20 protein-coding genes are annotated in these 22,167 nt (G+C 46.4%); 18 read left to right on the forward strand and 2 right to left on the reverse strand.

The window, feature by feature from the left end; all coding sequences use genetic code 11:
* The first annotated feature begins 136 nt into the window (after positions 1-136).
* The 4 genes from rpsL to tuf all read left to right on the forward strand — a co-directional run bounded on the left by rpsL (position 137) and on the right by tuf (position 4,435).
* The gene (gene rpsL / locus MHN00_RS09995; protein ID WP_014951037.1) at positions 137-511 is read left to right on the forward strand and encodes a 30S ribosomal protein S12; all 375 of its coding nucleotides are present in this window, start codon (positions 137-139) and stop codon (positions 509-511) included.
* Positions 512-586: 75 nt separating this feature from the next.
* On the forward strand, positions 587-1,057 hold the full coding sequence (rpsG, locus tag MHN00_RS10000) for a 30S ribosomal protein S7 (RefSeq protein ID WP_014951036.1): 471 nt from the start codon (positions 587-589) through the stop codon (positions 1,055-1,057).
* A gap of 27 nt (positions 1,058-1,084) precedes the next feature.
* Positions 1,085-3,187, forward strand: a complete 2,103-nt coding sequence (fusA, locus tag MHN00_RS10005) for an elongation factor G (protein WP_014951035.1) — start codon at positions 1,085-1,087, stop codon at positions 3,185-3,187.
* 63 nt (positions 3,188-3,250) lie between these two features.
* Positions 3,251-4,435, forward strand: coding sequence for an elongation factor Tu (tuf, locus tag MHN00_RS10010; RefSeq protein ID WP_014977498.1), 1,185 nt, complete (start codon positions 3,251-3,253; stop codon positions 4,433-4,435).
* Between the two features lie 243 nt (positions 4,436-4,678).
* On the opposite strand, the gene MHN00_RS10015 is transcribed toward tuf, so the two are convergent.
* Positions 4,679-5,566, reverse strand: a complete 888-nt coding sequence (locus MHN00_RS10015; protein ID WP_239301064.1) for a TraB/GumN family protein — start codon at positions 5,564-5,566, stop codon at positions 4,679-4,681.
* A 403-nt stretch (positions 5,567-5,969) separates the two neighbouring features.
* On the opposite strand from MHN00_RS10015, the gene MHN00_RS10020 reads away from it, so the two are divergent.
* The 3 genes from MHN00_RS10020 (at position 5,970) to MHN00_RS10030 (ending at position 10,182) form a co-directional block, all read left to right on the forward strand.
* Positions 5,970-6,935 carry an alpha/beta hydrolase fold domain-containing protein gene (locus tag MHN00_RS10020; RefSeq protein ID WP_239301067.1) on the forward strand — a complete coding sequence of 322 codons (966 nt, stop codon included), beginning with the start codon at positions 5,970-5,972 and terminating at the stop codon, positions 6,933-6,935.
* 261 nt (positions 6,936-7,196) lie between these two features.
* The gene (locus MHN00_RS10025; protein ID WP_239301069.1) at positions 7,197-9,410 is read left to right on the forward strand and encodes a TonB-dependent siderophore receptor; all 2,214 of its coding nucleotides are present in this window, start codon (positions 7,197-7,199) and stop codon (positions 9,408-9,410) included.
* Between the two features lie 91 nt (positions 9,411-9,501).
* Positions 9,502-10,182, forward strand: a complete 681-nt coding sequence (locus MHN00_RS10030; RefSeq protein WP_014951030.1) for a Fe2+-dependent dioxygenase — start codon at positions 9,502-9,504, stop codon at positions 10,180-10,182.
* 56 nt (positions 10,183-10,238) lie between these two features.
* Here MHN00_RS10030 and MHN00_RS10035 read toward each other — a convergent pair whose 3' ends face one another.
* Positions 10,239-11,336, reverse strand: coding sequence for an alpha-hydroxy acid oxidase (locus tag MHN00_RS10035; RefSeq protein WP_239301070.1), 1,098 nt, complete (start codon positions 11,334-11,336; stop codon positions 10,239-10,241).
* A 372-nt stretch (positions 11,337-11,708) separates the two neighbouring features.
* On the opposite strand from MHN00_RS10035, the gene MHN00_RS10040 reads away from it, so the two are divergent.
* The 11 genes from MHN00_RS10040 to MHN00_RS10090 all read left to right on the forward strand — a co-directional run bounded on the left by MHN00_RS10040 (position 11,709) and on the right by MHN00_RS10090 (position 22,145).
* The gene (locus tag MHN00_RS10040) at positions 11,709-14,000 is read left to right on the forward strand and encodes a FepA family TonB-dependent siderophore receptor (protein ID WP_239301071.1); all 2,292 of its coding nucleotides are present in this window, start codon (positions 11,709-11,711) and stop codon (positions 13,998-14,000) included.
* Between the two features lie 102 nt (positions 14,001-14,102).
* Positions 14,103-14,879, forward strand: coding sequence for a DUF3450 family protein (locus tag MHN00_RS10045; RefSeq protein ID WP_239301072.1), 777 nt, complete (start codon positions 14,103-14,105; stop codon positions 14,877-14,879).
* Positions 14,876-16,252 (forward strand): MotA/TolQ/ExbB proton channel family protein, encoded by a 1,377-nt coding sequence (locus MHN00_RS10050; RefSeq protein ID WP_239301073.1) that lies wholly within the window; start codon positions 14,876-14,878, stop codon positions 16,250-16,252. Before MHN00_RS10045 ends, MHN00_RS10050 begins: the two co-directional genes overlap by 4 nt.
* Entirely contained in the window at positions 16,252-16,638 is a 387-nt protein-coding gene (locus MHN00_RS10055; RefSeq protein ID WP_014951025.1) for a MotA/TolQ/ExbB proton channel family protein, read from the forward strand. The genes MHN00_RS10050 and MHN00_RS10055 overlap by 1 nt, the downstream gene beginning before the upstream one ends.
* Before the next feature lie 2 nt (positions 16,639-16,640).
* The gene (locus MHN00_RS10060; RefSeq protein WP_014951024.1) at positions 16,641-17,048 is read left to right on the forward strand and encodes a biopolymer transporter ExbD; all 408 of its coding nucleotides are present in this window, start codon (positions 16,641-16,643) and stop codon (positions 17,046-17,048) included.
* A gap of 18 nt (positions 17,049-17,066) precedes the next feature.
* Positions 17,067-17,687 carry an energy transducer TonB gene (locus MHN00_RS10065; RefSeq protein WP_101566140.1) on the forward strand — a complete coding sequence of 207 codons (621 nt, stop codon included), beginning with the start codon at positions 17,067-17,069 and terminating at the stop codon, positions 17,685-17,687.
* Positions 17,688-17,763: 76 nt separating this feature from the next.
* On the forward strand, positions 17,764-19,137 hold the full coding sequence (locus tag MHN00_RS10070; RefSeq protein WP_239301074.1) for a tetratricopeptide repeat protein: 1,374 nt from the start codon (positions 17,764-17,766) through the stop codon (positions 19,135-19,137).
* On the forward strand, positions 19,134-19,436 hold the full coding sequence (locus MHN00_RS10075; protein WP_014951021.1) for a hypothetical protein: 303 nt from the start codon (positions 19,134-19,136) through the stop codon (positions 19,434-19,436). Before MHN00_RS10070 ends, MHN00_RS10075 begins: the two co-directional genes overlap by 4 nt.
* Position 19,437: 1 nt before the next feature.
* Positions 19,438-21,054: a PepSY-associated TM helix domain-containing protein gene (locus MHN00_RS10080; RefSeq protein WP_239301075.1), complete on the forward strand. Its 1,617-nt coding sequence runs from the start codon at positions 19,438-19,440 to the stop codon at positions 21,052-21,054.
* Positions 21,051-21,401: a DUF3325 domain-containing protein gene (locus MHN00_RS10085; RefSeq protein ID WP_014951019.1), complete on the forward strand. Its 351-nt coding sequence runs from the start codon at positions 21,051-21,053 to the stop codon at positions 21,399-21,401. The genes MHN00_RS10080 and MHN00_RS10085 overlap by 4 nt, the downstream gene beginning before the upstream one ends.
* Positions 21,402-21,545: 144 nt before the next feature.
* Positions 21,546-22,145 (forward strand): PepSY-associated TM helix domain-containing protein, encoded by a 600-nt coding sequence (locus MHN00_RS10090; protein WP_039227019.1) that lies wholly within the window; start codon positions 21,546-21,548, stop codon positions 22,143-22,145.
* The last annotated feature ends 22 nt before the right edge of the window (positions 22,146-22,167 follow it).

Below are 22,167 nucleotides of genomic sequence, written 5' to 3' on the forward strand. Positions count from 1 at the left end.
GGTTTTTTGTATCAGCGCTCAGTGAATGTTGACGAGCACAATGTTCACAAACAAGAGCGATTAAGCAATTAATCGTATTAATATGGACCCAATCACAGTGATTGGGTTTTCGTAGTTTTTAATCAGGAGCTAGTTAATGGCAACAGTTAACCAGTTAGTGCGCAAGCCGCGTAGAAAGCCCGTTGAAAAAAGCAACGTAGCTGCTCTACAAGCTTGTCCACAAAGACGTGGTGTATGTACTCGTGTATATACTACTACGCCTAAGAAACCAAACTCTGCACTACGTAAAGTATGTCGTGTACGTCTAACTAACGGTTTTGAAGTTTCTTCATACATCGGTGGTGAAGGTCACAACCTACAAGAGCACAGTGTAGTACTTATCCGTGGTGGTCGTGTTAAAGATCTACCAGGTGTTCGTTATCACACAGTTCGCGGTACTCTTGACTGCGCAGGTGTAAACGATCGTAAACAAGCCCGTTCTAAGTACGGCGCGAAGAAGCCTAAGTCATAACGGTTCTCCGTTAGTAAGGCCAAACTGAAGTTTAAGAGTTTTGGGTTTTCCCTGAATTCATACGGAGAATAGAAAATGCCAAGAAGAAGAGTCGTAGGTCAACGTAAAATCCTACCAGAGCCAAAATTTGGTTCACAACTGCTTGCGAAATTCATGAATGTCGTAATGCTCGACGGCAAAAAGTCAGTCGCTGAAAAAATCGTTTACGGTGCGCTTGATATTGTTGCTGAAAAAACCGGCAAAGCACACCTAGATATCTTCGAGGAAGCGCTTGATAACATCCGCCCAACAGTAGAGGTTAAGTCTCGTCGTGTTGGTGGTTCAACTTATCAGGTTCCAGTTGAAGTACGTCCAGTTCGTCGTAACGCGCTAGGTATGCGTTGGATGGTTGAAGCTGCACGTAAACGTGGCGAAAAGTCTATGGCACAACGCCTAGCGGCTGAAATGCTAGACGCAGCAGATAATAAAGGTTCAGCGGTTAAGAAACGTGAAGACGTTCACCGTATGGCCGAAGCAAACAAAGCGTTTGCTCACTACCGTTGGTAATCAACGTTATTTAACTGAGAGAGATTTATGCCTCGTAAGACCTCGATTGAGCGTTATCGCAATATTGGTATTGTGGCTCACGTGGACGCGGGTAAAACCACGACCACAGAGCGTGTTCTGTTTTATACAGGACTGTCTCACAAAATCGGTGAAGTGCACGATGGTGCTGCTACCATGGACTGGATGGAGCAAGAGCAGGAGCGTGGTATTACTATCACGTCTGCTGCAACGACTTGTTTCTGGTCTGGTATGGAGCAACAGTTCGATCAACACAGGATCAACATCATCGACACCCCTGGACACGTTGACTTTACTATCGAAGTAGAGCGTTCATTGCGTGTACTAGACGGTGCAGTGGTTGTTTTCTGTGGGTCTTCTGGGGTAGAACCTCAATCAGAGACAGTCTGGCGACAGGCTGACAAATATCAAGTGCCACGCCTTGTGTTCGTTAATAAGATGGACCGGGCTGGCGCTGATTTTGAACGTGTTGTGGGTCAAATCCGCAAGCGTTTAGGCGCAAACTGTGTTCCGATTCAAATCAACATGGGCGCTGAAGAGAATTTCCATGGCGTCATCGACCTTGTGAAGATGAAAGCCATCAACTGGAATGAAGAAGACATGGGTATGACATTTACCTATGAAGACATTCCGGCTGAATATTTAGATACCGCTGAGCAGTACCGTACCGAAATGATCGAAGCGGCTGCAGAAGCATCTGATGAGCTAATGAATAAATACTTGGAAGGTGAAGAGCTTTCTGAGGAAGAAATTCGTTCAGGCCTTCGTCAGCGTACGCTGAACAACGAAATTGTTCTTGCCACCTGTGGCAGTGCCTTCAAAAACAAAGGTGTTCAGGCAGTACTAGACTCTGTTATTCATTATCTTCCGTCTCCAACAGAAGTTAAGGCCATTACTGGTGTACTTGACGACAAAGACGAGACAGAAGCAGAGCGTCATTCAAGCGACGATGAGCCGTTCTCAGCGCTAGCATTTAAAATAGCGACCGACCCATTTGTGGGTACGCTAACCTTCTTCCGTTGTTACTCTGGTGTAGTAAACACGGGTGATACGGTTTACAACCCTGTTAAGGGCAAGCGTGAGCGCTTTGGTCGTATTGTGCAAATGCACGCGAAAGACCGTGAAGAAATTAAAGAAGTACGCGCAGGTGACATCGCTGCGGCCATTGGCCTTAAAGATGTAACAACCGGTGATACGCTTTGTGACCCTAACCATGTTATTACGCTAGAGCGTATGGAGTTCCCAGAGCCGGTAATTTCAATTGCGGTTGAGCCTAAGTCGCAAGCTGACCAAGAGAAAATGGGCATAGCCCTAAGCAAGCTTGCAGCTGAAGATCCGTCATTCAAAGTGAAAACTGACGACGAGACAGGCCAGACGATTATCTCAGGTATGGGTGAACTTCACCTTGATATCATTGTCGACCGCATGAAGCGCGAATTTAAAGTTGAATGTAACGTAGGTAACCCTCAGGTTGCTTATCGTGAAACCCTTCGTAAATCTGTTGAAGTTGAAGGGAAGTTCGTTCGTCAGTCAGGCGGCCGCGGCCAATTTGGTCATGTATGGCTGCGCATTGAGCCTCAAGAAGAAGGTTCAGGCTACGAATTTGTGAACGAAATCGTCGGTGGTGTGGTACCAAAAGAGTTCATTCCAGCGGTCGATAAAGGAATTCAGGAGCAGATGCGAAGTGGTGTTCTTGCAGGGTATCCAGTACTTGATGTAAAGGTTACGTTGTTTGACGGTTCATACCACGATGTTGACTCTTCTGAAATGGCGTTTAAGATCGCCGGCTCTATGGGTTTCAAAAAAGGCGCCGCAGAAGCAAATCCGGTGTTACTTGAACCCACAATGAAAGTTGAAGTGACTACTCCAGAAGACTGGATGGGTGATGTAGTTGGTGACATTAATCGTCGCCGCGGCATGATCGAAGGTATGGAAGATGGCGTCGCAGGTGTTAAAATAATACGTGCTAAAGTGCCGCTTTCAGAAATGTTTGGCTACGCAACTGACTTGCGTTCACAAACACAAGGTCGTGCTTCATACTCAATGGAGTTCTTCAATTATTCTGAGGCGCCGAACAATGTGGCGCAGGCTATTATTGAATCTAGAATTTAATCTAAATGAAGGTTCGGTCCGGTCTATTGGTGGGTCGGACTTTTAACTTAGGAAACGAGAAAAATGGCAAAAGAAAAGTTTGAACGTACGAAACCCCACGTAAACGTGGGTACAATCGGCCACGTTGACCACGGTAAAACTACGCTAACTGCAGCAATCACTACAGTTCTTTCAAAGACTTACGGTGGTAACGCACAGGCTTTCGATCAAATCGATAACGCGCCTGAAGAAAAAGCACGTGGTATCACCATCTCTACTTCACACGTAGAATACGATACTCCTACTCGTCACTACGCACACGTAGACTGCCCAGGACACGCTGATTACGTTAAAAACATGATCACTGGTGCTGCTCAGATGGACGGTGGTATCCTAGTAGTTGCTGCGACTGATGGCCCTATGCCACAAACTCGTGAGCACATCCTACTTGGTCGTCAGGTTGGTATTCCTTACATCATCGTATTCATGAACAAGTGTGACATGGTTGACGATGAAGAGCTTCTAGAGCTAGTAGAAATGGAAGTTCGTGAACTTCTAAACGAATACGAATTCCCAGGTGATGACCTACCAGTTATCCAAGGTTCAGCTCTTAAAGCGCTTGAAGGCGACGCAGAGTGGGAAAAGAAAATCATCGAGCTTGGTGAAGCGCTTGATTCATACATCCCAGAGCCAGAGCGTGCAATCGACAAGCCGTTCATTCTTCCAATCGAAGACGTATTCTCAATCTCAGGCCGTGGTACAGTTGTAACTGGTCGTGTTGAGCAAGGTATCATCAAGGTTGGTGAAGAAGTAGAAATCGTAGGTATCAAAGACACTACTAAGACTACTTGTACTGGTGTTGAGATGTTCCGTAAGCTTCTTGACGAAGGCCGTGCAGGTGAGAACGTTGGTGTTCTTCTACGTGGTACTAAGCGTGATGAAGTTGAGCGTGGTCAAGTACTAGCTAAGCCTGGTTCAATCACTCCACACGTTAACTTCGAAGCAGAAGTATACGTACTATCTAAAGATGAAGGTGGCCGTCATACTCCATTCTTCAAAGGCTACCGTCCACAGTTCTACTTCCGTACAACTGACGTAACTGGTGCTGTAGAGCTTCCAGAAGGCGTAGAAATGGTAATGCCTGGTGACAACCTTAAATTCAAAGTTGAGCTAATTGCTCCGATCGCGATGGAAGAAGGTCTTCGTTTCGCAATCCGTGAAGGTGGTCGTACAGTAGGTGCTGGTGTTGTATCTAAGATCCTAGACTAATCTAGACTTAGCAACACAAGCCAAAAAAAGCGCACTTAGGTGCGCTTTTTTTATGCCTGCGATTTAGTTCGTGATTGTTGTGCCCTCTGAAACACGCCGTAAAGCCATCCTTGCTTTTATGTAAGAGCTCCGATACCGCATCCCTGCGGTGTCAGGTTTAGAGAGCGATTTCCCTCTGTAATAGACATAAAAAAGCTAGGACTATGCCTAGCTTTGATATTTAGGTCGGTAGCAACAAGGGGGTTACATTTGCTCGACTTTGTAGCCTTTCGCTTTTAATAAGGCGATAACACTGTCATCGCCAACTAGGTGGCCAGCACCGACTAAGACAAATTCTTGGTCATCGTCGCCAAACATGGCTTCGATTTGAGGTAGCCAGTTTTGGTTGCGCTTAGTAAAAACATCGTCGTACGAAGCGGGAGATTCACGTTTGAATGTGTCTACCACCAGTTCATCGATTTTCTGAGTATTCCCTTCTCTCCATGCTTTTATGGTGCTTTTAAGCATGTCTTTTAGCTCTGGTAGTGTTTCCAAAGTTTCAGAAATGAGGCGGTCTTCTTCACCGGCTCCCATATTGGCAAGCATACTGATTTGAAAATCTAACGATTCCAGATATTCACTGGCTTTTCCGTCGCGAGCAGCTAACTGCATGAAGTAGGCATCTACACCTTGTCCAGCTAACTGAGAGCGTTGTGCTTCCATAGCTACCAGCATTGATGCAACCATGCCTGGCTTAAACTGCGCTAACTGATCGGCTGATGCGCCAAAGTTGGCTAAATAAACATTGAGAGCCTGATAGGTCTCTTCTGATACATCATCTTTAAGCGACTTACCGTCTTTGTAAGCTAGCCCAGCCATCATTTTTTGCTGACCTTCAATATCCGTTGGGGCAGGCATTTTTACTTCAAAAACTAATGTGTCACTTTTTTCATAGGTTTCAGTGAACGTAGCGGGCAATGGAAATTCAGAGATTGGCAGAATATGTATTGTACCACCTACATAAACTGCATCATCGCCTTTCGACACTTTCCAAACCGAGGTCTGGTCGTGCTCTACATTTCCTGCAAAGGCTGTTGCCGAAATAGCGAAACTTGCCGCCATTGCCCATTTACGAAGGGGTATTCTTTTCATTGTATATATCCTTATTAACTATTCTACCAAGATGTCTTAGAGTGTATTGGCTACATGCAGCTTAATTCTTCCTGTCTGCCCCCAAAACACACTGCGCTCGACTAGTATTTCCAATCATATCAGATGCTCAACCAAGTAAGGACTGATCTTCAATACAGATTTTATTACTCTTTGTTGTGTCACTTTGATGTAGAACCACTATACCTGCGGTAACACGCCGCGGTCGCGAACATTTCAACTCTCGCTGAGTGAGTAATTATCTCTGCGGACTGGTATAAACTATATGTTAAAGCTTCGGGCGAGTTAATACGTTACGCTATGCACTCCATATTCGGTGTAGGCTGGTAGGATTCATACATTCTTGGCACCAACTCGCTGCTTATTAACTTTAACACTGCAAATAATGTCAAAACCTAACGAACCAAAAACACAGACCGTTAGTGATGCTCTTAAGCATGCTATCGAAAAATTTCCGACGACACCTATCGCAGAGGTTAAGGCAACGGTACCTCAAGATGCTGCTAGTTGGCGGGAGCTCGTGCAGCAACGAAATGCGCAGCAAAAGAAAAAAATAAAGAACATGCGTAAACAATTAGATGTCAGTGTGGAATTACTGGAAATAGCCGGCGTAACAGTTCGTAAGCTCACACCGAAAGAGGTGTCACCGCATTTTGAAAACCATGTTTATATAGACGTGCATGGGGGCGCCTATGTATTTTTTGGTGGCTTACCGAGTATTGAAGAAGGGTTATTGATTGCATCACGGTTAGGAATAACCGTATTGAGTGTAGATTACGCTATGCCGCCACATGCCCCAGCACCTGCCGCGCTTTGTGATTTAAAAGCTGTATACCTAGCGCTTTTAGATAGCGTTGACAGTCGTCGCATACTCGTTGGAGGGACATCCGCAGGCGCCGGGCTGGTTCTTGCACTTGTACAGTCACTGGCCGCCGAGAGTATAAGCCTTCCTTGCGCTATCTATACTGGCACACCATGGGTAGACTTAACGCAGGCAGGGGATAGTCGACAAGTTAATGAAGGTGCTGATCGTGTGCTGGTTACCTACGAAGGGCTACTACAATCTGCGGCAGCGCTTTACGCTGGAACTATCGACTTATCACACCCTAGTGTTTCGCCTATTTATGGTGACTTTACTTCGTTTCCGCCTGTTTTCATCGTGGCAGGAACACGCGATCTATTTTTAAGCGATGCAGTCCGTCTGCATAGAAAAATTCGCGATTTCAACGGTACGAGTCAACTTGAGATTGTGGAAGGGCTGTCTCATGCGGAATACCTCATTGCCCATGAAACTCCAGAATCTTATATGACTTATGATGAACTAAGGGCATTTTTCTTACAGAATCTCTAGCTCAATTCTACAAAACCATACTGTTACAAAACACCTTTAGCCAATGAAAAAGAAAGCCATATAAGCTTGTGCTTATTCTTAAGCAACCCGCGTTTTATCAGTTCTGACTGTCAGTTTAGTGTAAATTTGTAAAAGCATATGCAAATAATAATAATTTGCATTTAGTTTAATCTCTCTGTATTTTACTCGGTGCCAAAATTCAACTCGGTACATTTAGGCATTTAATCACACACTTAAAAGCACTAAAGGGACTTCTTTTTCATGAAGAAAATGAATACAAAAAAAAGCGCACTAGCGCTGACAGTCACCGCAGCAATACCATTTGGAACCGCACTCGCTCAACAAGAGAATACCGCAGTTCAAGAGTTAGAAACCACTAAGGTTCAAGCTACCGAAGAAGCGGGTTATAAAGTTGACGAAACCTCTTCAGTAAAGCTAACGCAACCCATCGCGAATACCCCTCGTTCGATCAACGTGATTTCAGAACGCCTTCTTGAAGATCAGGGGATTACCAACTTAAACGATGCGCTTCGAAACGTTGCAGGCGTATCAACGTTTGGTGGTGGTGAAGGTGGTGGCGGTGTCGTGTCTGCCAGCGACAAGGTCACCATTCGTGGTTTTGATGCACGCTCAAATATCTATGTAGACGGTATTCGCGATATAGCTGGTTACAGCCGCGATACCTTCAACTACGAAGCTGTAGAAGTTATCAAGGGCGGAAGCGGCTCGTTAGACGGTCGCTCTACCGGTGGTGGTAGCGTTAACCTGGCAACTAAACGTGCGCGACTTGAAGATTTTGGTGCAGTGTCAGGTCGCTATGACTCTTTCGAAAACGCACGTGTAACACTGGATTACAATAAGAAGCTTTCTGAGAATGTTGCGGGCCGTTTAAACCTGTTATACAGCGATGGCGGTGACTTCTTTGACAATGGCGTTGAGGAATACCAAACCACTGGTGTGGCGGGCTCATTACTTTATAAAGTGAATGAAGCAACAGACATAAACCTTGATGTATTTGTGATGGAGCAGGATAACGTTCCGGTGCTTGGTCTTCCCTTCCTAACTTCAGCGGCTGCAGAAGCTACAGGTCAGCCCGAAGGACCGATAGATTCGGGTTTATGGGACGAATATTACAGTGTGCCGGGCCGCGACTTCGAAGAAGTGTCCACACAAATGTACACCTTAGTTATCAATCACAAAGTAAACGACGTGGTAACGCTTCGTAGCCAAACCCGTTTTGGTAGCAACGAAAAAGAGTCAGTAATTGGTCGTCCGTGGTGGAATTCAGGTGAAGAAGCTAACCTATTGAATGCTGAGCGCTTGCAAGCATTGGACGAAGAGACTGATTTATTTGTATCACAACTAGACGCAATTCTTTCGCTTGAATCTGGGGCTTTGAAGCATCGAGTTGTGCTGGGTGCAGAAGTAGCAGAAGAAGAGCGTACCAGTTTTGGTGTGACAGCAAATTACACCTATGTCGATGGGCAAGGCAATGTGTTGGAAGCTCCCACCATTAACCCTTTCGACTTGCAAAACAACGTGTTTGTAACAGGTGGTACAACGCATAGCGGCAATGACACTTCGGGTGATGCGAGCACGGTAGCCTTATATCTTCTAGATACCATCAAAGTCGGTGAGCACCTTCAAGTAGACATAAACGCGCGTTATGACGATTTTGATATCTCCGGTTCTGCGTGTGGTCGACGTAGCGGTTGTTTCGATGGGCTCGACGCTCAAGACAGCTACTTTAGCTACGGTGCAGCGGTGAGCTATATGCCTACAGAGAACGGTAATATTTACCTAAGTCACAGTAATTCTAAGCAGCCGCCCGGCGTAGCGTTAGCGCTATCAACCAACGCCGCGCAAAATGCGGTAAGGCCTGAAAATGCAGTAACCACTGAACTTGGTGTGAAATGGCAGTTCTTTAACGACCAGCTACTTGTTAGCGGTGCTGTGTTTGAAACTACGAAAGACGTGGTCGATTCACAAAATATTGAAGACGGTGTCACAGTGTATTCGCTAGCGGGTGAGCAAGAGTCTAAAGGCTATGAAGTCAGCGTTACAGGTATGCTAACGGACTCACTATCAATCTCTGCAAACTATGCGAGTTTAGATACTGAAGTTACCCAGGACACGACAGCGGATTCTATCGGTAACGGTCTACAAGCGTCGCCAGATGATACGGCTAACATTTGGGTTAACTATGCTTCAATGGATAACAAACTAAATGTGGGCGGTGGTATCTATTACAACTCTGGTGAAACCTACTGGCGCAGAAATACGGCTTATTTCACGGTCGATTCTTACACTACGCTTTTCCTAATGGCATCTTATCAAGTGACAGAGGATCTAAAGCTTCAGTTAAACGTTGATAACTTAACAGATGAAGAGTACGTGGTAGATTACAGCGCTAAAGGGCACTTCCGTCCAGGGAACCCTCGAAGTGTAGCTGTCTTTGCTAACTATACTTTCTAATTGAGTATTCGTTATTATAAAACCAGCCTTAGGTAAAAAGACCTCTGGCTGGTTTTTTATATTTTACTCGCTTTGCCACAATGGGAACATCATGCTGGTTAGAATTGAGAACTTCCTTACCAAACAAGAAGTCACCGATGCGGTGTCGCTTCTTGAGAAAGCCGATTGGGTTGATGGCGCTGTAACAGCGGGGCATTTAGCGTTACATGCCAAGAAAAACCTGCAGTTGCCTGAAGATTCTCCCACGGCACGCCAGCTAGGGGATTTCATTTTGAGCTTAATGGGTCAGTCGCAGCACATATTAGCGGCAGGGCTACCTAATAAAATATACCCTCCCATGTTCAACTGCTATCAGAGCGAAGGAGAATTTGGCGATCATATCGATAATACCATTAGGCGGGTGGCAGGAACTGCTGTAAAGGTTCGTACGGATATCTCAATGACGGTTTTTCTCAGTGAGCCCGAAGAATACGAAGGGGGAGAGCTCGTGATCCAAGATACTTATGGAGAGCAGCGTGTGAAATTCGCGGCGGGCGATATGGTAATGTACCCATCAACCAGTTTACATAGAGTGACGCCAGTTACAAAAGGCCGTCGGCTCGCGTCCTTTTTTTGGATGCAAAGTTTAGTAAGAAGTGCTGAACAACGCCGTATTCTGTACGACTTAGATATGAGTATTCAGGCACTTAGCGCCGAGACTCCTAATAACGCTGAAATTGTCAGGCTTTCGGGTGTGTATCACAATTTGTTAAGACAGTGGAGTGAAACCTAAGCTTAAAGACCTGCAAGTAATGCGAGTTTGCGCGGTGAAATTTTCTAAGAAATTGACTAAGCTGTGGGCCATAAACAGTGCTTATTTATTTCTTCTATGGAGCCTACGCCGCAAAGCGCCATTGTCATTTCAAGCTCGTCTCTCAACAATCGAATAGTGTGAGCAACACCTAATGCCCCCGCCGTGGCTAACCCGTACATCAGAGGCCGACCAATAAGCACGGCGTTAGCACCCAGTGCCATGAGCTTTACCACATCAGCGCCTCTGCGCACACCGCTGTCGGCCAGTACCATCATTTCATCACCAACCGTTTGGCGAATAATAGGAAGCATTTCTACCGGTGAAGGCACGCTGTCCAAAGCACGGCCGCCGTGATTCGACACTACAATACCCGCTACGCCAAGTTCCGCTGCTTTTTGAGCGTCCAGTGGATTAAGAATACCTTTCAACACAATGGGCAATGACGTGTGTTGCTGGATAAAAGCAATATCGTCCCATGTAGGAGCCTGTGCCATAAGCCCTTGAAATACCACGCTCTTGCCTTCTCCAGGGTGTGCTAAGGGAGGAGGCGTATCTATATTGACCGCGCGCACATTTGGAGGGAGCGAAAATTCAGTTCTCTGCTCACGGTTTCGCAAGCCGTTAATTGGCGCATCGATGGTGATTACCAATGCTGAAAACTGAAAGTGCTCTGCTTTTTGTATGAGTTCTAGAGTTTGTGAACGGGTAGGTTGAACATAGAGTTGAAACCAGCGGGGGCTTTCCACCTGATTAGATATATCTTCAAAGGAGCAACTGGCTAGTGTGCTCATCACCCATAAGCCGCCTTGAGCTTGTGTTGCCATCGCCGTCGCAATCTCACCATCGGGATGCGCTAACGCTTGATAAGCAACAGGCCCTGAAATTATAGGGTGATCAAACTGCTGCCCTAACAAGGTGGTTTTAGTTCCCCCCAGTTTGACATCTTTCAAAGCGCGGGGAAGTAAACACAGGTCGTCTAGTTTTTCTCGATTTCTTCGCATCGACAATTCATCTGCAGAGCCACCGGCAATATACGCCCACGATTGTGGAGTTAGTCGCTCCCGAGCCAGGTTCTCGTAATCAGACAGTGCTGCAAGGGTTTTAGGAATTGTATTTAGCGGTGTTTTAAGCATATTCGTCAGTTTTATGTAAAGAAAGTAAAAAGCCTTTCAATATTAATTAAATTGCAAATGATAATAATTGTCATTAAGATGCAGTGCGATTTGAGCACGATTAGCCACTTCTTGCAAATAAGAAGAGAAATAAAGCGATGAAAATTCCCTATGACAGACAGGGGATGCAAGTTTCTACGGATAGTCTCACTTTTGGGCATTCTTTCTTGGAATAACAATAATCACACCAATTGCCCTAACTCAAATAGTTAGTGCTTTGCTCATGTTTGGCGTTAGAGCCATTTATGAAGTTAAGCCGCGCGTAACAAGACACAACATTTTGAAATGGCGAGCCACTGGCTGGCCAACACTCAACACATTAAGGATTATCAAATGCCTGTAAATGGTAAGCGCATTATTTTCTTAGGAACCCTGTTTCCCATGTTGTCAGCGGGTGTGCTGGCGCAAAGCGAAGAGATAGAAACGCTCGACACCACCGTTGTGCAATCTGCGTCTGAAGAGCTGAAGCAAGCCCAAGGCGTGTCTATCATTACGGAAGAAGATTTCAAACGTCGTCCTGTCACTAACGATATCGCTGAAATTGTAAGAACCATGCCGGGTATCAACCTTACAGGTAACTCAAGCTCAGGACAGTATGGCAACAAACGTCAAATCGACATTCGCGGAATGGGTCCAGAAAATACGCTTATTTTAATTGACGGCAAGCCAGTGTTGTCGCGTAACTCTGTAAAAATGGGCCGTTCAGGCGAGCGAAACACACAGGGCGACAGCAACTGGGTTCCAGCTGAAGCGATTGAGAGCATTGAAGTTATTCGTGGTCCAGCAGCGGCTCGCTATGGCTCTGGCGCATCAGGTGGTGTTATCAATATTATCACTAAGTCTCCTGATGAAGCTTCTACCTCTATCACCGCTCAGACCGAGCTTTCTTCAAATAAATACGAAGGCGACAACCGTCGTTTTAACCTAGTAACAAGTGCGCCTTTATCTGAGCGCTTCTCTCACCGCACTATTGTTAACTACAACGAACAGGACGCTGACGACCCACGCGTAAATTTAGACGCAACAGACGTAACAACGGGCCGCGGCGGTACAGCAAAAGCGGTAGGTGCAGGACGTGAAGGTGTTGAAAACATCGACGTGCGTACTCTTGTTCGCTTCGACCAAGATGAAATTAATCGCTGGGACTTTGAAGCAGCCTATAGCCGCCAAGGCAACCGCTATGCCGGTGACAATGCATTTCAAGGCGTAAGCTACCCCGTTGATGAAAACGGCAACGTCATCATACCTGAACCTGAAGACCTGGCAGAAACCGATCCTCAGAGCTTAATTGGTGAAGAAACACTAGTAATGCACCGTCGTACGTTCGGCGTAACACACAATGGTGAGTATGACTTCGGCGATTCATTTAGCTATATCCAATACGAAAGCACGTCTAACAGCCGTTTAGGTGAAGGCTCTGCAGGTGGTGGTGAAGGTCGCATTAATAGCCTTGAGATGACCACCATCAAATTAGAGAACATTACGGCAAAGACCGAGTGGAATGTGCCTTTAACGTTAGGCGGCTTCAATCAAACGGCAACGTTTGGTGCGGAATACCGCAAAGAGACCCTAGACGATTCAGTTAGCAATCAGCTTTCTCTGAACGTGGTTGATGACGGTACTATTCCTGGCGTAGAGACTGACCCAGAAAATCGTCCATCTGAAACCGACGCCACGCTTGTAGGTGTGTATGTTGAAGACAACATCATGCTAACGGATTCAATCACGCTTACGCCTGGACTGCGTTTTGATGATCACAGCAAAGCGGGTACAAACCTTAGCCCGAGCTTGAATGCATCATGGCAGGCATCGCCTAATATTGTGGTTCAAGGTGGTATTAGCCGTGCTTTTAAAGCACCAAATCTCTATCAATTAAACCCTAACTACGTGTACTACACACGAGGTAATGGTTGCCCAGTTGACTTCTCTAACCTAGGTGGCGGGTGTCACATTCTAGGAAACCCTGACCTAGAGCACGAAACCTCAGTAAACAAAGAAATTGGTGTTAACTACACCAACGAAGAGGGTTTGAACGCGGGTATTACTTACTTCCACAACGACTATAAAGACAAAATTGGCACCGGTAATGTACCGCCAGAGTATGTGTTACCTGGCGAAGAAGGTGGCGAGGCAAACGTTCAGGTATTCCAGTGGTTTAACGTTCCTGAAGCGGTTATTTCTGGCCTTGAAGGTAACTTGTTGTTCCCTGTAACCAGCACTATTGAGTGGTCGACCAACTTTACCGTGATGCTTGAGTCAGAAGATAAATCTACTGGCCAGCCATTATCTATCGTTCCTGACTACACAGTGAACTCGCTAATAAGCTGGCAAGCCACCGATGCACTTGAGCTTGTGCTTAGCGCTCAACATTACGGTGAGACAGAAAGCCCTACGGCCAGCGTTAATTCGGGCGCCGTTATCGAAGCTGATGATCGCGAAGCCTATACCATAACCAACATTAACGCCATTTACGCGTTCGACGAAAACTTAAGCTTCAACGTGTCGGTTAAGAACTTGTTTAACGAAAGCGTTAAGCGTGAAGGTACACAAGCATCTAACGCAGGGGCGAATACTTTCAATGAACCAGAAAGAAGCTTCTTGTTGTCTGCTACTTACCAGTTCTAATACTTAGCAAGCAGTAACAAGACATTAAAAATGCCGGCCTCGATAGCGATATCGACGTGCCGGCAATCTCATTAATTCAGCCAAGAGATGTAAGGGATTTGAATGAAAGTTAAAAGAAGTGCAGCGCTTTCTTTTGTACTGGTATCACTTGCCGTGGCCTCATCAGGTATTGTGATGGCAGCAACAAAAGCCAGCGATATCGACGGGCTCACTGAAAAGTGGATTAGCATTGAGCGCCAGACGCAAAAGCTAGAAAACGAGTGGCGTGAATCAGAGCCTGCATTGCGTCAGCGTATTCAACTGCTTAAAGCTGAACGTACTCAGCTGCAGAGTATGATTGACGAAAGTAAGGCTGCAACCACCGACGTAGAAGCCCAGCGAGAAGCACTGCTTTCTGAGCAAAGTGAGCTTGAAGCACAACAGGGTGGGGTAGAGCGTGCATTGACTGGAGTAATAGGGCAAGTAGACAGCCTTTACTCGTCGCTGCCTGAAATTATTCGCCAGACGTGGGATAAAGAGCAAGCCGAATTAGCGGCTGACGCCGACACGTCAAATAAGCTTCAGGTTACCCTTGCAAAACTTTCATCCCTTCAACAATTTAATAGCAAGCTTCTGGTTAACGAAACCGTAATGCGTGCTCCCGATGACAAAGATGTATTAGTTAAGCAGTTCTTTGTTGGCAGCAGCTATGCGTGGTTTACCAACGCCGATGGTCAATATCAGGGTGTGGGTCGCGTTCGAAACGGGGAGTGGCAGTGGCAATTTAGTGACAATGTAGATAGCGAAGCGGTGGCCCTTGCCGTCGCTATTTTTGAGAAAAAGCATGAGCCCGATTTTGTTTCTTTACCACTTACGCTGGCTCAAGGAGAAGGCGAATGAAATGCTTATCTCACGTTTTCACAGCATTTAATCCAATGTTGAGATCCTCTCTCATCGCAGCATGTGTTGCTTTGTGTGCTGCTGTGGTTTGTGTACCGGCAGTGGCAGCGCCTGAAGATAGCATGCTGGCCAATATTAAAGACGCGAAAGCTCGTCTGGATCGCACCGAAAGCAAAATTAGTAAAGAGCGGGTAGCGCTGGCTAATGAATTGCGTGCGCTTGAACAGCAGGTAATGAAACTGCGCAATGAAACCACGGTAGCCCGCCGTAAAATGGACGAAAGAACCCTTAGTCTTTCACAGTTAGAAAATCGCCTATCGAGCTGGAGCGAGCAACAAGAGTTCCAACAAAATTTGTTGAGCCGTTTCCTGCTTCAAACTGGTGTAGACAGTCTGTCATTAAGCGAAATGAGCTTGTCTGACAAAGTACAGAAAGTGGGTGAAAAAGCGAAAGAGTTTGCCAATCAACAAACCCCTAATTTCAGTGCAGGAAAGGTTGTACTGGCGAATGGCGAAGTGACCCAAGCAAAAGTGCTTACTCTTGGCCCGGTGACGTGGTATCTGGCGCAAGCACAAAACGTTGCGGGTACGGCAGAGCGTAAGCAAGACCTGTTTACCTCTACGTCCACTTTTTCAGATACGGATACCGAAAGCCTTGCAAGCTTGGAAAGCAGCGGCAATGGCAGCATTAAAATAGATCCTACCCTTGGCCGCGCAGCAACGCGCGAGCAAGCGTCAGAAGGGGTAATTGAACATGTTGTGAAAGGCGGAGTGTGGGTGATCCCTATTGTTTTGTTTGCCCTTCTCGCTACGCTTATCGCACTGTTTAAAGTTATTCAGCTATGGCGCTTACCGAAGGTTAAGCAAGTAGCATCAGGCAAAGCTCTGGTGAACATGGTGGGCAGTTCAGGTGTGGGCTTCTTTGATGGCATGCAGCGCGAGCTGTATGACATAACTAAGCGCGCAAGCACGCCAACTGAACGCGACGATGAACTGTTTTCTGCACTCCAGCAAGACAAAATCAAGCTTGAAAAATACAACGGCACGATTGCTGTAACTGCTGCCGTTGCACCCTTACTAGGTCTTCTAGGTACGGTAAGCGGCATGATTGAAACTTTTAGAATGATGACGGCATTTGGCTCAAGCGACCCCGAAGTTATTTCTGGCGGGATCGCTAAAGCCTTGGTTACGACAGAGTTAGGCTTAGTTGTGGCCATACCGGCATTAATTCTAAATGCCGTACTCTCTCGCAAAGCGCGACATTACTACGAAGAGCTCGAAAGTTTCGCGCTTGTACTTAGCAATGACGAGCCTGACATTGCTGAGAAAAGCGACCAAAAGAGTGATGGTCAAAAGCAAGCGAGCGCAAGCTAATGATTGAACAGCTAGCGGGGAATGCATTGTGTTGGTTAATGCTGCTGGTGGCATGGTTTGCTTACCAGCAAATCTTTGTGTTGTTTACTACACGCAAAGAGATAGCCCAAGTGCGTGATGGAGAGAAAGAGCTTACAAAGCGAGAAATGGTACCCGCCGTACTGGTTAGTGCTCTTCCCTTGATGGGCCTGCTAGGAACAATTGCAGGCCTACAAGTGAGTTTCACCGGAATGATGTCGTTAGGTGTCGATAGTCAAGTCGTCACTGGTGGCATTGCCGATGCACTTTTTACCACTCAGCTTGGCTTAACCTTGGCTATTCCTGGCTGGCTTTTGTTGATGTTTGTTAATGGTGCGGTAAAGCGCGCCGTAGCAAGGGAGGCGTAAACATGGCAAGTCGATTACAGCGACGCCTTGAAAACCAGCAAGCGCAAGGCATTGATATGTCTCCGCTACTAGACGTGGTTTTTATACTTTTAATTTTCTTTATCGTTTCAACAGTGTTTGTAAAAGAGACGGGGGTAGAGGTAGATAAACCACAGGCAATATCAGCACAAAAGCTCGATCAAATGGCCATTATGCTGGCAATTACCCGAACCGGTGAAGTGGTGTATGACAGTGCCAATATCGGTGTGAGCGGTGTGCGCTCTACCGTTGAGCAATTGTTGATGAAAGAACAACGCCCAGTAGTCATTCAGGTAGATAAAGCCGTTCGCTCTGAATTACTGGTAGAAGTCATAGATGAAGCCAAACTGGCGGGTGCCGACACGGTAAATATCGCCACTTTGAAGCCATAGCGAACGAGGCAAAATTCAATGAAATACAATCTTCAACCTTCTCTACTTAGCGGTGTGGTGCTCGTTAGTGCGCTTGGCGTTATGTGGCTAGGGCACTTTTTGTCTAATCTGCAGCCCGACACTATGGTTGTGCGCAAGTTAGACATTGCGGTAACGCCTCCACCACCGCCGCCCCCTAAAACGCAAAATGTAGTGGAAGAGACTGAACTTGTTATGCAGGTAGAGGGCAGTGGCGCAGCCATGACCATGGCGGATTTAAGTGTTGAGCCAGATATTCAAGTGCCAAAGCCCGACATGCCAAATGTCAAAGTGACCCAAACCCAATGGGATATGCCTGATATTGAATTGGACGCCTTTGGGCTAAGCGAACTGGATTCAAAGCCTACCTTGCTGACTCCGGTCAAAATACGTTTTCCCAAACGACTTAAAAAGCAAGGCATCAAGCGGGTGATTGTAAAGCTCGACGTCATTATTGACGAACACGGCAACGTAAAGCTGATGGATATTGTCGAGAACCCGCATCACGAGCTCAATAAAGAAATAATGCGTTTTGTTAAAGCCAGCAAATTTACATCGCCCTACAAAGAAGATGAAGCGGTGAAGGCGCGTTTTATTTGGCCTGTAGTTATAGAGGCCTAATAGAAGCCTATTAAAGGCCTAGTTTAGCGCAATAAAGCGAAATAGAAGCTAAAGAATTTAGAGGTTGATTGAGACAATGTTAAACAAGATTACAGCCGTAACTGTCCTCAGCTGTGTAGTGAGCGCGCTGGCTTTTGTTAAGCCGGTAAGTGCGAAAATCACGGTGGAATTGGAAGAGCCCGATTGGCAGTTTGTCATGCGTCAGCACCATAGAGATGATCATCGTGAACGTATATCCCGTGAAGAAGGTGAGTTTATCGGGCGCATTCAGGTCGACTTGCAAGCAGGCAATTATTCAAACGTTGCCAGCGCATTTGCAACCCAGGATATTTCTCAATTTAGTCCACGCTTGCGTGAGCTTTACGGACAAGTGCTATTGAATGAGAAAAACTACGCACTTGCCGAAAAAGTGCTGTTGGACGTTATAGACGCTATGCCAAACCTCCCATCGGCGCACAGAAGTTTGAGCATGGCGTATTTAATGACAGATAAATTGGCCAAAGCACGCACTCATTTAACGAAAAGCGTAGAACTAGGTATTCAAGATGCCCAACTTTTCGGGCAGCTAGCCTATACCAATGTTCAGCTTGGAAAACCTGTCACCGCTATTGGTGCTTATCAAAATGCATTGATGCTCGAACCTGAAAACAAGCAATGGTATCAAGGTTTATTGTTCGCGCTTATTGAAAGTAATGCACTTGCACAGGCGGAAAGCTTGCTAAGCGAAATGTTGGTAGATGATGAAAGTAATCAGCAGCTTTGGCTCCAACGGGGACAAATAGCGTTAAAGCAGGGTGACATGGTAAAGGCGCTGAGCAGCTTAGAGACTGCCCTTTCTTTAGGTGACCGCTCGCTGTCGAACTTGATCTCAGTGGCTAAATTGCACGTATCTGACGGCAGTCCGCGGCGCGCAGCAGACATACTGGCTACCCATGCGAAGACTTTCATTACCGACAAAGATGGGGAAGGCTTTGACGCTTACTCCAAAATAGCGGCTTACTTAGCGGCTAATGAGCAGTGGTCTGATTTAGGTAAATTAACGCAAGCTGCCGACAACAATGTGAAAAAGCTCACGACCACTCAAGCAGCTACGCTTAATGTACTTAAAGCTCAGTTAGCTATGGGCAAAGGGCAAAGCAAAACGGCAATTTCCCTTTTAACCAAAGCCATTGCTGACGCCCCTGACAATGGTGAGGCGCTGTTGTCTCTTGCTTCACTTTATCGTCAACAGAACAACGTCGAACGTGCCAAAATGACCTATCTACGAGCTGAGTCACTCGCCGACGTTAAACAGCGCGCCATGCTCGGGCGTGCGCAAATTGCCATAGATCAGCGTCAGTACCAAGATGCACTTACGCTTTTACGACAAGTCTATAAATCGTACCCATCCCGTTCTGATTTACTTGGCAACATCCAGTCACTAGAAAACCTAGTGAAGAACACAATATGAAGAGCCAAACGGTAAACCGCGTCGCCATAAATCGTGAACGATTGGATGTCGCACTTAGAACGCTGATTGCTGTGGCACTGGGCTACGCTTTTTCAGCGTGGCTAAGCAGCGCCATTGCCAATTTTATAGGGGCTGACGGACGAGAGCACGAAGTGTTGGTAAGAATGCTGTTCTTTTGTGTTTACTGCACCTTCATCCTTTTTACGTTCATCTTTGATACGACGAAAAAGGCGTCCATCGTAATGACAGCGCTCTCTGCGTTAGCCTTATGTCTTTATTCAATCAGTACAGGGCTTTAACATGAAAGGGAATGTCAGAAAGTCTATGACATGGCTTCATACTTGGAGCTCGATACTTGTTGGTTGGTTACTCTTTGCTATTTTTTTCACCGGTACGCTGTCGTTTTTTAGAACCGAAATAACCTATTGGATGCAGCCAGAACAACACGCCGCAGTACCCAACGAAAAGGCGCTAGAGCACGGTTTACGCTATCTTGCGATCAATGCGCCCAATGCAAGTGAATGGCAACTCTCACTACCAGATGCGCGATCGAACACCCTCGACTTGTCGTGGCGCGACGCTAATGCAGGTAACGAGCGTCGTCGAGGTCCACGGGTCATGTTGAACCCGTCCACGGGTGAAGAGATAAAAGTAAGGGAAACGGCCGGTGGCAACTTCCTTTATCGTTTTCATTTCGAGTTATACGGTATCGACAGAACCATTGGACGTTGGATAGTAGGCGTAGTCAGTATGATGATGTTTGTTGCTATTATCAGCGGCGTCATCATGCACAGAAAAATCTTTGCCGATTTCTTTATGTTCAGGCCAAAGAAGAAGCTGCTGAGCTGGATAGATGGGCACGCCATAAGTGCGGTATTAGCACTACCATTTCATATCATGATCACTTTTTCTGGTTTGATTCTATTAGGCGCCACGCTATTGCCTTTTAACAGCGAGGAGCGCGTGCGGCACCGTCCTCAAGGTACAGAAGTACGCCAGAATGCGCAGCAGCAAAATCTAGCTTCGCCAGACATTAATGCCTTATTGGCCTTACCTATCTCTTCGATGATTGCTCACGCTGAGCGCACATGGCAGGTGCCGGTTGAAAGCCTATCTATTACTCACCCGGGTAAAGCTAACGCTCAGTTTACGCTAAGTGGGAACAACAGAACGCAGTTAAGTGCGGGGCGTGGAGGAAGTAGTGCGCTGGTATTTAACGCACAAGGCGAAGTCATTAACGAGCGCCCAGCCTCAGTAGCCGCTAACGCCAGCCAGGCGACGTATAACTATTTGGATATGCTACATCAAGCGCGCTTCGCCGATACCCTTACTCGCTGGTTACTATTTTTTGCCGGTATTCTGGGTACCATTATGGTGGGAACGGGCTCTGTTTTGTGGGTAGTGAAACGGGCAAAGCAGCAGCTTGGAGAGTTTGGTTTTGAATTGGTCAGAGGCAGTAATATAGGCTGCATTGCAGGATTAATGTGTGCGACCGGTGGCTACTTTTGGGTAAATAGACTACTTCCTGCTGATCTAACGTCTCGAAGCTTATGGGAAATTAAGGTGTTTTTCGCAATATGGCTGGTGTGTGTGGTTGCAGGGTTTATTTGGCGAGACAAAAAAGGGTGGGTAATTCAACTTGGCTTTGCAGCAGTGTTGTTTGCGCTTGTACCTTTGCTTGACCACCTCACCTCAGCAACAGGCTTAGATTTCGCGGTTGCAAATGGTGATAGCCTGAGAGTGGGTTTTGACCTTATGTGCATAACACTTGCGGCAGTACTCGGCTATGCTGCTTACCACGTCAAAAAAGCCAAAGCCGTGAAAGCAAAACGGGTGAGCAGTACTCCGTCACCTAAGCGAAAAGACAGAACTCGCCAAGATAAGCCGCAAGGTGACAACAGCGAGGCATTAATATGAGTATCATTCTGGATGTGGTGTTCGCATTTGTGCTTACTTATTTGAGTTTCTTACTACTCTCGCTTGGCAACAAGAAGCATGCAGGTATCACTCGACTAACCAGTACACCTTCACCACTACTTTTAATTGTGCTTCATAGTTTGGCGTATTTGCTTATGGCAATAAGCCTCATGAACTGCATAGACGTGTGGAAGACCGAAATTGGCGTGGTGGTATGGATAGGGCTTTTACAGCTTGCAAGCGTGATGGTTTCAGCAACGTTTACCTATTTACCTACCCTTTACACCGTGGTGTGTAATTACCTATTGCTTGTCGCTTTTTGGGGGCCTCGTTTACGCGAAAAGTGAAGCAATACTTAAAGGTTGTTGAGCAAAAAACACAATAATGAGAATAAATCTCATTTACATTGAAAAGGGTGGAAATATCTGTATTATCTAGCCCGTTGAATTAATCAATATCACCGAGTAGTACAGAGAGTTAGCAACGAAATTATGAGTTTTTCTTTAGGCGGCATCCGCCAATGGCACTGGATTAGTGGCGCAGTCTGTCTGGTCGGGATGATGTTATTTGCCCTAACGGGGATTACGCTAAATCACGCTGCAGACATTCCAGCGAACAGAACTGTAACGTCAGCTGAATCAAGCTTACCACCGTTGGTTGTCGAACAATTGGTTTCTCTGGACACCGGTGACATAGCCATTCCAAGCGAACTCGTCGCGTTTATGCAGTCGCAAGAGGGCATTTCACTACCTTCATCGGTGACGGGAGAGTGGGATGGTATTGAATTTTATGCCGCTTGGCCTGGACCCGGTGCTGACAGTTGGATAGCAGTAGATGCTGAACTTGGCACAGTGACTTATGAAAACGTTGATAGAGGATGGATATCTTATTTCAATGACCTGCATAAAGGGCGGAACACGGGAAATGCCTGGCGCTGGTTTATCGATATCTTCGCTGTTGCCTGCATTATTTTTAGCGTAACTGGGCTGCAACTATTAATGCGTCACTCGAAAACGCGCGCGTCTACTTGGCCCATTACTACGCTCGGTGTGCTCATCCCGTTTGTCATTATTTTACTGTTTGTGCACTAGCGCGACGCTAGTGGCACTTACC

Source organism: Alteromonas sp. Cnat2-8 (assembly GCF_022348355.1).
Taxonomy (GTDB): domain Bacteria; phylum Pseudomonadota; class Gammaproteobacteria; order Enterobacterales; family Alteromonadaceae; genus Alteromonas; species Alteromonas macleodii.

Coding starts and splice junctions, on each gene's coding strand:
- rpsL (WP_014951037.1), top strand. CDS start 137: ATGGCAACAGTTAACCAGTTAGTGCGCAAGCCGCGTAGAAAGCCCGTT.
- rpsG (WP_014951036.1), top strand. CDS start 587: ATGCCAAGAAGAAGAGTCGTAGGTCAACGTAAAATCCTACCAGAGCCA.
- fusA (WP_014951035.1), top strand. CDS start 1,085: ATGCCTCGTAAGACCTCGATTGAGCGTTATCGCAATATTGGTATTGTG.
- tuf (WP_014977498.1), top strand. CDS start 3,251: ATGGCAAAAGAAAAGTTTGAACGTACGAAACCCCACGTAAACGTGGGT.
- MHN00_RS10015 (WP_239301064.1), bottom strand. CDS start 5,566: ATGAAAAGAATACCCCTTCGTAAATGGGCAATGGCGGCAAGTTTCGCT.
- MHN00_RS10020 (WP_239301067.1), top strand. CDS start 5,970: ATGTCAAAACCTAACGAACCAAAAACACAGACCGTTAGTGATGCTCTT.
- MHN00_RS10025 (WP_239301069.1), top strand. CDS start 7,197: ATGAAGAAAATGAATACAAAAAAAAGCGCACTAGCGCTGACAGTCACC.
- MHN00_RS10030 (WP_014951030.1), top strand. CDS start 9,502: ATGCTGGTTAGAATTGAGAACTTCCTTACCAAACAAGAAGTCACCGAT.
- MHN00_RS10035 (WP_239301070.1), bottom strand. CDS start 11,336: ATGCTTAAAACACCGCTAAATACAATTCCTAAAACCCTTGCAGCACTG.
- MHN00_RS10040 (WP_239301071.1), top strand. CDS start 11,709: ATGCCTGTAAATGGTAAGCGCATTATTTTCTTAGGAACCCTGTTTCCC.
- MHN00_RS10045 (WP_239301072.1), top strand. CDS start 14,103: ATGAAAGTTAAAAGAAGTGCAGCGCTTTCTTTTGTACTGGTATCACTT.
- MHN00_RS10050 (WP_239301073.1), top strand. CDS start 14,876: ATGAAATGCTTATCTCACGTTTTCACAGCATTTAATCCAATGTTGAGA.
- MHN00_RS10055 (WP_014951025.1), top strand. CDS start 16,252: ATGATTGAACAGCTAGCGGGGAATGCATTGTGTTGGTTAATGCTGCTG.
- MHN00_RS10060 (WP_014951024.1), top strand. CDS start 16,641: ATGGCAAGTCGATTACAGCGACGCCTTGAAAACCAGCAAGCGCAAGGC.
- MHN00_RS10065 (WP_101566140.1), top strand. CDS start 17,067: ATGAAATACAATCTTCAACCTTCTCTACTTAGCGGTGTGGTGCTCGTT.
- MHN00_RS10070 (WP_239301074.1), top strand. CDS start 17,764: ATGTTAAACAAGATTACAGCCGTAACTGTCCTCAGCTGTGTAGTGAGC.
- MHN00_RS10075 (WP_014951021.1), top strand. CDS start 19,134: ATGAAGAGCCAAACGGTAAACCGCGTCGCCATAAATCGTGAACGATTG.
- MHN00_RS10080 (WP_239301075.1), top strand. CDS start 19,438: ATGAAAGGGAATGTCAGAAAGTCTATGACATGGCTTCATACTTGGAGC.
- MHN00_RS10085 (WP_014951019.1), top strand. CDS start 21,051: ATGAGTATCATTCTGGATGTGGTGTTCGCATTTGTGCTTACTTATTTG.
- MHN00_RS10090 (WP_039227019.1), top strand. CDS start 21,546: ATGAGTTTTTCTTTAGGCGGCATCCGCCAATGGCACTGGATTAGTGGC.